Origin of the sequence: Bacillus sp. S14(2024) (genome assembly GCF_050473785.1) — a bacterium.
Lineage (GTDB): Bacteria > Bacillota > Bacilli > Bacillales > Bacillaceae_G > Bacillus_A > Bacillus_A yunxiaonensis.
Window position 1 is genome coordinate 3,105,033 of sequence record NZ_JBFLUP010000006.1, and the last position, 12,393, is coordinate 3,117,425.

At 31.6% G+C, this 12,393-nt stretch carries 10 protein-coding genes; all 10 read right to left on the reverse strand.

Going from position 1 to position 12,393, the window contains the following annotated elements:
* Positions 1–434: 434 nt before the first annotated feature.
* The 10 genes from AB1279_RS15815 to AB1279_RS15860 all read right to left on the reverse strand — a co-directional run bounded on the left by AB1279_RS15815 (position 435) and on the right by AB1279_RS15860 (position 12,282).
* Positions 435–1,349, reverse strand: coding sequence for a LytR family transcriptional regulator (locus AB1279_RS15815; RefSeq protein ID WP_429759807.1), 915 nt, complete (start codon positions 1,347–1,349; stop codon positions 435–437).
* A 40-nt stretch (positions 1,350–1,389) separates the two neighbouring features.
* Complete coding sequence (locus AB1279_RS15820; protein ID WP_429759808.1) at positions 1,390–2,553, reverse strand: aminotransferase class I/II-fold pyridoxal phosphate-dependent enzyme; 1,164 nt, start codon at positions 2,551–2,553, stop codon at positions 1,390–1,392.
* 176 nt (positions 2,554–2,729) lie between these two features.
* Positions 2,730–3,341 (reverse strand): sugar transferase, encoded by a 612-nt coding sequence (locus AB1279_RS15825; protein ID WP_429759809.1) that lies wholly within the window; start codon positions 3,339–3,341, stop codon positions 2,730–2,732.
* A 235-nt stretch (positions 3,342–3,576) separates the two neighbouring features.
* Complete coding sequence (locus AB1279_RS15830; protein ID WP_429759810.1) at positions 3,577–4,611, reverse strand: lipid II:glycine glycyltransferase FemX; 1,035 nt, start codon at positions 4,609–4,611, stop codon at positions 3,577–3,579.
* Positions 4,612–4,733: 122 nt separating this feature from the next.
* Positions 4,734–6,239 (reverse strand): lipopolysaccharide biosynthesis protein, encoded by a 1,506-nt coding sequence (locus AB1279_RS15835; protein WP_429759811.1) that lies wholly within the window; start codon positions 6,237–6,239, stop codon positions 4,734–4,736.
* Between the two features lie 42 nt (positions 6,240–6,281).
* Complete coding sequence (locus tag AB1279_RS15840) at positions 6,282–7,325, reverse strand: glycosyltransferase family 2 protein (RefSeq protein WP_429759812.1); 1,044 nt, start codon at positions 7,323–7,325, stop codon at positions 6,282–6,284.
* Entirely contained in the window at positions 7,288–8,520 is a 1,233-nt protein-coding gene (locus AB1279_RS15845) for a glycosyltransferase (RefSeq protein WP_429759813.1), read from the reverse strand. Before AB1279_RS15845 ends, AB1279_RS15840 begins: the two co-directional genes overlap by 38 nt.
* Before the next feature lie 79 nt (positions 8,521–8,599).
* The gene (gene wzy, locus AB1279_RS15850) at positions 8,600–10,168 is read right to left on the reverse strand and encodes an O-antigen polysaccharide polymerase Wzy (protein WP_429759814.1); all 1,569 of its coding nucleotides are present in this window, start codon (positions 10,166–10,168) and stop codon (positions 8,600–8,602) included.
* A gap of 14 nt (positions 10,169–10,182) precedes the next feature.
* Complete coding sequence (locus tag AB1279_RS15855; RefSeq protein WP_429759816.1) at positions 10,183–11,313, reverse strand: glycosyltransferase family 1 protein; 1,131 nt, start codon at positions 11,311–11,313, stop codon at positions 10,183–10,185.
* Positions 11,314–11,415: 102 nt separating this feature from the next.
* Positions 11,416–12,282, reverse strand: coding sequence for a glycosyltransferase family 2 protein (locus tag AB1279_RS15860; protein WP_429759817.1), 867 nt, complete (start codon positions 12,280–12,282; stop codon positions 11,416–11,418).
* Positions 12,283–12,393: the final 111 nt, after the last annotated feature.

A 12,393-nucleotide genomic window follows, 5' to 3' on the forward strand; every position in this document is an offset into this window, starting at 1 on the left:
TATCCGTTCCAATCATTTGAATTTAGCCACTTTTAACAAAACAACCATACATCACGTCCATCATACTCGTTATAAAATACTTGTAGTATCATCTTCTGATTGAAAAAACAAATTATGTAACGTCCTTTACGTATCATAAGCGGGCTATTTAAATATTTTCAGTAACCTTAAATACCTTTAAATCCTAGTTATAGAGTTTAGTGTATAGGATTAGAAAAATGATTTAATCTTAGAGGGGAATTATAATAAATATATTTATAGAGGTTTCGGAAGGGAATTTGAAGTAGGTATACACAATCATCCTTCAAACAGATATGGGCTGCTATTTTTATGAGCAGTAATACTAATAAAGATATTATCAAGAACATGTGAAATAATTAAATAAGCATGTCAAAATAAATCCAACTGCTCTCTAAGCAGTTGGATTTCAAATATTACTTCTTAGAAAGTGTCAAATGTTCTTTCAATTTATTAGATACATTTTGACGCTCTTGTTCTGGCACGAAATAATACCAAATTTGATCCTGTAGATGACCATCCCCAGAAATTTGAATTTCTTCTGTATTTTGCAGACACTCCTTATAATCCTTTTGTATATTAAACATTTGATTTTGCGTTAAATTTGTTTTTACATTCTTTTGAATTGCTTCTAATACATCACCATAGCTTGCAAGAGACGAGAAATTGGCCCCTTTCAAAATTACAGCTTTCATCACTTGCCGTTGACGCATTTGACGACCAAAATCGCCGCGAAGATCTTCCTTACGCATACGTGTATATGCTAAAGCTTCATTTCCTGATAAATGAATGTTTCCTTTTGTAAAGTAACTGCCATCTAAACTAAACTCTAAATCATTATTTACATCTACTCCACCAACCGCATCGACAATATCTTTAAAACCTTCCATATTCACTTCAATATAATAATTAATAGGAATATTCAAGAAATTCTCTACCGTGGCAACCGACATGTCTACTCCACCAAATGCATACGCATGATTAATTTTATCCTTTTTATCTTTTCCAACAATTTCAGTATACGTATCACGCGGAATACTTAATGTTTTCATCGATTTCATCTCAGGATTTAATGTAATCACTATTAAAGAGTCGGAACGGCCTTTATCATCCTCTCCTTCATCCACTCCTAATAATAAAATAGATATTGGTTCAGATTTATCAATTTTCTTCGTTTCTGAAAGATTCCCGTTCTTATCACGCTCTAATGGTTTATGAACTTCACTTAATGTTTTGGAAACAGAAGAATAGACTCTATATGTATAAACCCCAGTAGCAATTACTATTACACCTAAAACTCCTAAGATCGAAAATAGAACATACTTTTTCATCTCTATTACCTTCTCTCTTACATTAAGTATCTCCCCACACTCAATAAGTAAGAGTGTTACCTACTTTTAATAGTACTTCAATGGTTTCAATCACTCTCTCTTGTTCTGCAATTGTCATACTTGATCCAGAAGGAAGACATAATCCTTGATGAAATAGATTATCCGAAACACTTTCTGTTTCACTATGCGCATAATAAGTGACTCCTTCAAACACAGGCTGTTTATGAAGCGGTTTCCAGATAGGGCGCGCTTCAATGTTTTTTGCAGCTAAAGCCTTCATAATATCTAAATGCGTTATGCCTGTTATCTTCTCATCAACGAGTAATACGGATAACCAACGATTTGGAATCGCATCGATAAACTCTGGCATAAATGTAATACCTGATACATCACCTAAAGCTAATTTATATCGATTAAAAATATTACGACGAGCTTGTACACGCTCATCTAACACATCTAATTGCGCCCGGCCGACACCCGCAAGAATATTACTCATCCTGTAATTATAGCCAACTTGACTGTGTTCATAATGAACTGCCGCATTACGAGCCTGGGTAGAAAGAAAACGCGCTTTTTGAATTGCCACTTCATCATTCGAAACAAGCATTCCGCCACCAGAAGTAGTAATAATTTTATTACCATTGAAAGAAAAAATACCAAACTTTCCAAATGAACCTGTTGGCTTTCCTTTATATACTGTCCCTAACGATTCTGCTGCATCTTCTATAACTGATACACCATACTTCTCACAAATGTCCATAATTTCGTCCATCTTTGCACTTTGTCCGAACAAATGCACAACAATAACTGCTTTAGGTAATTTCCCAGATTTTTGTGCGTCTTCAAATGCTTTTTCAAGAGCGACAGGTGACATATTCCATGTATCTGGCTCTGAATCTATGAAAACAGGCTCCGCACCTTGATATACAATTGGATTCGCGCTTGCTATAAAAGTTAGAGACGAACAAAATACAATATCCCCCCTTGTAACCCCCAACAATTGTAACGCTAAATGTATAGCAGCAGTACCAGAGCTAACAGCAGCTGCGGCTTTTACTCCTACATATCTAGCCATTTGCTGTTCAAATGCATCTACGTTAGGTCCTAATGGAGCCACCCAATTCTGTATAAAAGCTTCATTTATATATTTTTGTTCATTTCCACTCATGTGTGGTGGAGATAGGAAGATTCGTTGATTTTCCATTATGGTAATACACTCCTTATAGCAAACTGATTGTATAATTATCCCTAAAGAATCAACCGCTGTACGAAGTAATGTTTTATTCTGCTATTCGCGTACAGTAAAACTTTCGCCCCAAGATTCAGAGAAAACAAAAAAGATAGCTAGAAATGAAGCTCCCTATTAATCAAAGTTTCACTTTATTTCGCACCTTCTTTATATAATTTGGAGCCGTTAAACTTCTCCATCGTGGCATGCCCTTGCTGACTAATTCCCTCTGTTTTAAATACCTTCACTACTGTTAAAAAGAGAATCTTTATATCTAACCAAAAGGATAGATTATCAATATACCAAACATCTAATGTAAACTTATCTTCCCAGGAGATTGCGTTCCGGCCGTTTACTTGTGCCCATCCTGTAATACCCGGCCGAACTTCATGGCGTCTTGCTTGCTCAGCAGTATATAGAGGCAAATATTCTATCAATAATGGACGAGGCCCTACCAAACTAATATCTCCTTTTATAACATTAATTAACTGTGGTAATTCATCTAAACTTAATTTTCGTAGTAACCTTCCAAATGATGTTAGCCTTGCATCATCTGGCAAAAGATTTCCTTGTTGATCTTTCTCATTTGTCATTGTTCGAAATTTGTATATATAAAACAGTTTACCTTGTAATCCAGGACGCTTCTGTTTAAATATTACAGGTGATCCTAACTTTATTCTTATTAAAATAAATACGGTTAATAAAATTCCAGAAAATAACAGTAATAAACATGAAGAAATTAAGACATCAAACAAACGCTTCATGAATCATCACGCTCCCTACTGATATAGATCCCCATATTCATATTTATTTTTTTAAAACTGCCACATGTATGCAGTTTTCACTTAATTTCTTCTATAAAAATTCATGTTCTAATTATGAAACACCCTTTCTTCCTCCAAAAGATGAAGTGAATTACTAAATTATTGTTCAATTTAACTCATAGGTGAGAAGAACAGAAAGATCTAAAAAAACCCTTTCTCTTTCAAAAGGGCCATATCACAATATACTTCTATATAACGGGAAGTATCCCTCGCGTAAAGAACTTTTCTTCGCTGCCACTTCACATAAATTATCATATACAGCTTCATCATAAATTTTACTACCTATGTAATATCCATAATGATTATTAGCTGTAAATGAGCTTTTAAATTTAAATAAACCGTCATCTTCGCTATAGCCTCCTCCTAAATGAAGAAACTTAGCACCCTTTTTTAAACAAAACTTTATCATATAATCAAACAAAATATTATTTGGTCTTACATGCAAAAAATCCGTTTTAGATGCCCCTAAATGATAGTGTGAAAATTGCGATTTCTTTCCTAAAAGAACCATCACGCCTGCAATAATTTGATTCTCATACTTAGCAAACAGCAAATAACATTTATAAAGAGATGTTTCGTTCGCTTGATTATAAAAATAATCAGCATCAAAATAATACATTTCTTTCGCATAATTTCGATCCATCGTCTCTTTATATAAGTTTACAAATATATCAATATTCTCTTTTGATATATCTACCTTTTCAACTACAATTCCATTCTTCAAAGCCTTTTTTATATTCCTCTTATTACTGGATGTATAGTGATTAAATATATCTTCATAGCTATTTTCTAAATTAACAGCAGTTGTTTTTCGGATATAATTCGTATCCATTACTTCTTCTAAATACTGGTGATTGCATAATAGTGGATGGCATCGTATAGTCTCAGTTACAATGTTTCTTTCTCTACAATATTCTTCAAACAGCTCGTAAAATTTTTTTATCTTTTCTTGATTTCCAATTAGATGTGGCCCACCATATCCATATGCAGTTACAATATCTTGATAATTATAATTTTCAAAAGGAATCTTTCTCACTATATACGGATAAAAAATCTTACATTCGTCATCCTGGTAAAATAATGCCTCTACTCTTCCATTCTCTTGTACGGCAAACAAATCAATATACTCTTTCGAATAATATATATCTAGATTATCAAAACAAGAAATAACTTCATCCCATTCAGACTTAGTAGATACAACTTTAAGCATGTTTATCCTCTCCAAATCTTTTAATTCACATGTTTCGTATATAACATCATATCATTGAGAATATCCTTCCTCACTATATGAAAAGGAGTGAAGTACAGTTTTTCTCCTTTCCAATTGTTTTACTATCTTTTCATAATCACCTTTATTCTCTTCACAATATCTATCATTACAACTCTCTCAAAAATCATATTTCCCGAAACAATTACAAGCATAATAATGATTGATATTATTATTGCCTGCAGCCCCCAATCTATCCAACCAGAAGAATTTACATGAGAAAAACGATAAAAAAAGAATAAACTAGTTACTCCTAATACGATATTAATAATAATACGTTGAAAAGATTTTAAAGGTGATTGATTTAATATGTGCCTATTTCCATAAATGACAAAATCAATTGTTCGATAAGTAAACGAACAAATAGAACCCATCAGTACACCGTACACTCCAAAATACTGAACAAATACTAAAGATGCAATAATATTAATACACGCCTCTATAATTGCACGCTTTCTCGTTTCTTTAAAATGTCCCGCAGCAGATACAAGCATATTCTGCGGGATTCTAATTTGATTAGACATTCCTACCCAAACAAATAAAATTGCCAATACAGGGTCAATATAATTAGCATCATGAATTCCCTTTGTATATATTCTTACAAACGGAAGAATTAAAATTAAACAGCACGTATATGCCCATGTTAAAACCATGTAATATAGACATTCAAAACTACTATATGACTTACGAACACTCTCTTGATTGTTGATTGTCATAGCTTGACCAAATCCTGCTAACAATCCACTAGAAAATACTCCAATTATGCTGCCAATCGCTGCAAAAATTACATTATAAACAGAATAAATACTTACTACTTTAAGACTACAAAAAAATGTAATAATAATGATAGGACTATTAAAAACAACTAAAGATGCCAGTTGATGAATAAATGCATCCCACCTCTTACTTATAGCTTCATAGTTGGGAATTGTATTAAATTTAATTTCAGGATAATATTTCTTAAAATACAAAACTATAATCATTACTTTTAACACCGAAGCACTTGTAGACCATATTGTTACCAATAATATACTTTTATTTAAATACATTAGTACTATAGAAATTGTAGCGTTCAATACTGAAATGATGACTTGAATAAAATTCACAATATAATCTTTTTGATCAGCCGCTAATAATACCCCATACTTATTAAAAATAAGAAACTCTAATATTCCACTTCCTGCCATTACAATTACAAGCGCTGTAACTGTAAAGCCAGAAACTTCCCCCTTAGTTACGATCGGAAATAAAATAGAGAATATTACGACGATTATAGTGAATATAATACCTGCACGATTGTAAAACTGCTTAGTGGCAGATAAAATTGCATTTACTTGAGACGTATCGTTATTTGCTAGCGGCTTGTAAAGCGCTTGCATGGATGCAATACTTATTCCCGCTTCAACGAGTTTGAAATATACTAAAAATTGTCCTATTGATGCAAGTAATCCATTCATTTCAGAACCGTATGTTTGTATCCTTATTGGAATGATCAAGAATCCCAATATAATAGTAATCAATTGAAGCATAATAGCTACACAAAAATTATAAAAAGCTTTTTTTGTTCGCATAAAACTCTCTCCGAAATATGATTATGTTATTCCTTTAAATTTTTATTTATTAAAACTTTTTATTATTTTTGTCGCAAGTGAATAACATCGATTAATATATAAAAACATAATAAATTTCATGTAATATTTTCCTTTTCTTGTATAACCAGCTCGTTCTATATAACTAGCGTATTCTTTACAACTAAAACACGTTCGCATGTACCTTTTAAACGAGGGGTTTTCACCGACTATCTTTAATTTTTTCGTTAATTCATTTTCATCCATGGACCTTGCCAAAGATGTTAACGCAGAAATAATCTCATACCAAAAAACAACAGCAATCATACCTGAAGTTATATTTTTTACATTATATTTTTTTACGTATATTTCAAATGTTTCTACTAAATTTACCAATCTGATTAAAATATCATCTGGCAGTACTTGACTAAGAGATTCAGATTTACGAACATAATTATAAAGCGGATTGGGAATGATACTAATTCTATTTGCATGACAAATCGAATATAAATTAAAAAGCATATCCTCTGCATAGCTATGTTCCTCTTCAAATCTTAAGTTATACTTATTAACAAAATCTTTTTTGTACAATCTGTTCCAATTACAAAACGCATGTTCAAATGTTAGATAATGATTAATAATATATTTAGAAATTCCTAAATCATTCATATTAATTACTTGTTCTTGCGGACTTAATATAGAGATAAAACTTCCATCTTCCAAAACATTTTGATATCCACAAATAGTTATATCTGCATTTGATTTTTCTGCCGATTTTACTAAAAATTCAAACATATGTCTGTCAACCGAATCATCTGAATCAACAAATCCAATATACGTACCTTTTACATACTCTAATCCTGCATTTCTCGCTGAAGAGATCCCACCATTGTTCTTATGAATGACCCTTATTCGTTTATCTTTTTGAGCATATTCATCACAGATCTGACCACACCTATCAGGTGAGCCATCATCAACAAGTATAATTTCTATTTCCCTAAGTGTTTGGTTTAATAAAGATTCAATACACTTATCCAAGTATTTTTCAACATTATAGACAGGTACTATTATACTCACTATTGGTAACATAATATTCCCTCCCTATTAACTCATAAAATTTATCTATCTCACTTTCATTCCCTTTATAATCATCCAAATTAATAGAGAAAAGATTATGTAATTCAGGTTTATCTAATAACTCTCTAACTCTAATAAATAGACCTTCACCACTTATAGAAGATATCAAACCCGTTTCCATATCTACAATTTGAGAAGCTACAGTCTGATAGTTAGTAACTACTATGCTTTTTCCCAAAGACTTGGCCTCCTCAATAGCAATAGATTTCCCTTCAGTACGAGAAGGTTGAACATATATTTCAGCATGTTTCATGAAAGGATATGGATTAGAATGTACACCTAATAGAATAAACCTGTCTTGTAGATTATTTTTTCTAATTTTCTTTTCTAATTCAGATTTCTGTTTACCTTCTCCAATAATATACCAGCGAATATCATATCCACATTGAACCAATTTTAAACACGCATCTAAAGCTAAATCTATACCTTTTTCATGTGATAATCTTCCTACAGTAACAATACAACAACCACTAAAATTTTCTTTCATAACAGGAACATCTTCTATGGCCATTCGACGAACAACTGATGGAGAAATAATATTTTCTATAACATAAGTTTTTGCAAGCATATCAGGAAACATTGAATTTAATACGTCCTTACATTCATCAGAAATAGTTATCCAATAATCAATAAGCTTATTATATTTTTCTTCAAATTGAATATCCATTCCTACTTTCGATAGATTGCAGTGATTCCATGCAAGTTTTTTACTAGCTACCGTTTTTTCAGCTATAAAATACTTTGACCAATAATCCTGATAGCTAATGGCAACATCATACTCTTTCTTTAGTACCCCAACATATTGAGCGTAAAATGGCCATACCTGCTGCATAGCTTTAGCTACTGACATACCACAATAATAATTCATTAAATATCTTGTTCGTCTATATGCTAATCCCCATTTCCCACAACTTAATAGCTTTCCTATAGATTGTGTAAAGGGCAAAGTGATTTCTTTTAATGGGGTTATAGGGGGCAGTACATTAACCTCTTTCGGAATCATATTCATAAACATTCCTCTATGAGCAAACAATAAGAGATCCACATCATAATTTTTATAATCTATTTGCTCTAGTAAACTTAAAAGGCTTTTAGATGCACCATCACAATTAAGATCATTTGTAACAAACAACAACTTTTTTTTCATGATTACCCCATACCTTTTTAGTTTTTCTGAATAATACAAATTTTATATCAGTGGAGGGTTTTTATCCCTCCACTGATAATTAACCTTCATCAATCGATCTTTTACTGGCGATCGATTCCCACCTAATTTCTTTACTCATTGCGAAACTTTGAGGGGAAATACTTTTGCTGGGTAATGCTGTATAAAATTCTTTACTTATTTGTTTTTTTGATGGCCTGCAAAATAAAATCAGTAGAAAATAAGGTAAAATAACCATATATACCTCAAGTCTTACTGTTAATAATAATGAAGCACGGACATTATTAATAAGTATATAAAGAGTAATAGCTGCTAATGCATTCCTAATTAGAATACGCTTTGCTCCGTTAAAATTAAAATCAAATAATTTTCCAAAAGCATACCCTAATATAGACATGAACAGCGGACCAAACCATCCGAAATTATAATATGCTTCCGCAACTATGGAAAATCCAGGCCCATAATCCATTTTTAAAACTCTCATTAACCAATTTGGTAAATCTGCAAGGTCAGCAAAGCTATATCCACCAAAAAACGAACTAGGGATTATAGCCATAATGGAAGAAAAATAAGACTCTCCAAGTTTAAAACTATATATATCAGGCATAATATTCATTACTTTCACTAAAGGAAACATGGATCCACCTAGTTCACCAATTCCTGAAACAATTAAATTATCTTCTATCATCTTTTTCTGATATAAATCAAAAAAAGTACCTATATCTCGATTAGAATATAATCTAAACTCAGAAATAACAGGTAATGTAGAAAACAGAATAAAACCAATTGTTATTAAAATAAAAACTTTATACCCTTTAAAAGGTTTAATTTGTACATGCCACAGCCAGATAAAAGCTATAATTAAAGATGTAGCAGTACCTCTTCCTCCAGTCATATAGCCTATTAGAACAGAAAATAAAATAACTCCGCTTATTAAACGGAGAATCAGTTTGTTTTCTTTATAACATATTAAAAGAAAAAACAACCCAGGTATAAAAAACATGCTAAGTGATTGAATCATATTACTAGCTGATCCACTTATATTCTCATTTTCATACAAAGATAAATAACCATTATTCAGTGAATTTTTCACATCATCCAAAACATTATGAAAGTATGGATACACAGAAACTATAACAAAAATCCACGCAACTATCTTTACTGTTTTAGAAGAACCAATATTTTCCATCTTATTCATTACATTACTTTTTCTATCTTTATAATCCCTTATAGACAATATTGCTCCCAGATGTAAAAAAGCCATACAAAGGCAGGTATAAACCTGTGCTGCTAACATTTCTGCATGAGTAAATTCTACATATAAATCAAAGTTCTCTAAAGATATTCCCAATGATTTTAAGAATGCTTGCCCATATAAATATACAAAAAAAGAAAGTAGAAATAGTATATATGGGTGAAACAAATACCCCTTCATATACTTCCAGGATAAAACACACCATACAAATAGAATATTCCCTATCCAACCAAAAAATACAACATCAAAATTTGATATTGTATTTTTTTCATACGTAAGCATTACTATACCTATTAAAGTCATACAAAATATAAATAAGCTGTGAGATACAATAATAACTTCTCTCTTACATACTAAGGAACTCTTTTTTCGCATATATACCCTCATCCCTAAACTCTATACATTAGCATTAATCTTTCAATACTGCGATTAATATCATAACCTTTCTGTTTAAAAACAGCCGCAATTTGTTCCATATCAACAGTTTTCAATTTCCTCTGACTGTGAATTGCATGAATCCACTTGTCTATGTCATCGTTTAAGCTTATATATTTTAATAATCCTAAACCTAAGTCTGCTTCTATAGTAATTACGTCTGAAACTACACATGGTATACCTGCTGCTTGAGCTTCTATAAGTGTTACAGGCAGTCCTTCAAAAATAGATGGCATAATTAGAAGATCGAATACCCCCATTAATCTTGGAATATCTGATCTTATACCTAAAAAAATGATATTCTTATCTATCCCTGCTGATTTCGCATTTTTTCTAAGTTCATCACGTAATTCTCCATCTCCGACAAATATCATTTTGAAATCTACACCTTTTTCTTGTAATCTGCGACCAACCGAAATCGAAAATTTGTGATTTTTAATAGTATTTAAAGTACCTACTTGTCCTATAACAAGTGTTTCTGGTCTTAACTTCAATTCATTTCTAATAGCTAATATATTTGAATTATGATCATTCCTGTATTCTGCCACATCGATTGCGTTAGATAATACAACACCTTTTTTATTAAATAACGATTCTCCATAAAGAAAACATCCTGCATCTACCCCACAAGCAAGATAATGTGTAGCGTTCAAATGAATTAACTTTTTCATTACTATATTGTATATGTTCCGAAGTAGATTAGAGTTAATAGTAGCTTTCGTACTATGCGAATGTGCAATTCTACATTTTACTCCCGCTATTCGTGTAGCTAATAACACCAATCCAATATTATAAAGGGTATGAGCATGCACTACATGAAATGGACCTTGTTTTTTTATCACCTTCATTAAGTTGTAACAAAATTGAACAACTCCAGTTTCCTTTGGGGAAGGTATATAAAATATTCTACCTCCCAACCTTTTTATTTCATCATCAAAATGGCCTTTTACTCTACTAAAAGAAACAAAATCAAATTGTATATGATTACGATCCATATTGCGATAAATATTCATAATCATAGTTTCTGCACCACCACAGCGCATTTCTCCAGCTACTTGTAACACTCTTATAGGATTATTCTTCAAAAAATTTCACCTCATTTTAAAAAGACCCCATCTTCAACACGAAATACAACATAAGGGATATTCCTCTATGTCAATATTTAAAAACGAAAAATTAAGGTAGATTTATATAGGTAATTTGCACTTTTGAATTCTCTCTATCAACATCCCAGTTTCTACTAACTCGGCGTCAACTATATGATTATTTCTTTTGTTAATTAGAAATTGCTCTGCTTTTAACATACTAAAAAGAATATAAATATACTCTTTTAGACATGACTTAACAACTAGCTTTACAGTTTCAATCCTTCCAACTGAATTTGGTCCATAATTCCTAAATATTTTTCTATCGGTTTTACAACTTAATCTATAATTCTTTAAGTTAATGCAGCTATTTTCTCTATAAAACAAAAGAGGTTCTTCCAAAATGAAAAAATTTGAAGTTTCAAGCGTTCTAACCCATATCTCATGATCTTCAGCTCTAACGTATTCTTCAGAATATAGATTTGAACGAAACCATTCTGCTTTTCCCATTACAGTAGGATGAATAAATAACCCTTTGGCAAGTACTATATGCGGTTCAATATTATCGCCTATCACTTTTCGTTTTCCAACTATATCATCATTCTCATTAATGATATAAGCACGTGTGCCAATCAAATCAATATCGGGATTGCTTTGAAGAAATTCCAATTGTTTTTTGATTCGTTCTGGGTGCATAATGTCATCTGCATCCATTCTAGCAATATACTCACCTTTTGCTAAAGAAGTAATTTGATTCAATCTATATACTAATCCCCTATTTTCTCCATCATGATATACTTTTACTCTAGGATCTTTAATTGATTGAGCTAGTTCCAATGATCTATCTGAAGATCCATCATCTATTAACACAAGTTCCCATTCTGAATATGTCTGAGCAAAAATGGACTGTATAGTAGTTTGTAAGGTCTTCTCACAATTATAAAAAGGTAACCCTATAGTGACTAACACTGCCCTCACCCCCCCAATCTATTCCTCTTCACTAATTAACGATTCTTCCAAAGAGCGAATTAAATTTATATTTCTGGGTATGCTACACATCTTATAAAATATTAAAACGAA

What these genes read in the sequence shown, in the direction of transcription:
- AB1279_RS15845 (WP_429759813.1), bottom strand. Translation starts at nt 8,520, where the DNA reads ATGAAAAAAAAGTTGTTGTTTGTTACAAATGATCTTAATTGTGATGGT.
- AB1279_RS15840 (WP_429759812.1), bottom strand. Translation starts at nt 7,325, where the DNA reads ATGTTACCAATAGTGAGTATAATAGTACCTGTCTATAATGTTGAAAAA.
- AB1279_RS15835 (WP_429759811.1), bottom strand. Translation starts at nt 6,239, where the DNA reads ATGCGAACAAAAAAAGCTTTTTATAATTTTTGTGTAGCTATTATGCTT.
- wzy (WP_429759814.1), bottom strand. Translation starts at nt 10,168, where the DNA reads ATGCGAAAAAAGAGTTCCTTAGTATGTAAGAGAGAAGTTATTATTGTA.
- AB1279_RS15815 (WP_429759807.1), bottom strand. Translation starts at nt 1,349, where the DNA reads ATGAAAAAGTATGTTCTATTTTCGATCTTAGGAGTTTTAGGTGTAATA.
- AB1279_RS15830 (WP_429759810.1), bottom strand. Translation starts at nt 4,611, where the DNA reads ATGCTTAAAGTTGTATCTACTAAGTCTGAATGGGATGAAGTTATTTCT.
- AB1279_RS15820 (WP_429759808.1), bottom strand. Translation starts at nt 2,553, where the DNA reads ATGGAAAATCAACGAATCTTCCTATCTCCACCACACATGAGTGGAAAT.
- AB1279_RS15825 (WP_429759809.1), bottom strand. Translation starts at nt 3,341, where the DNA reads ATGAAGCGTTTGTTTGATGTCTTAATTTCTTCATGTTTATTACTGTTA.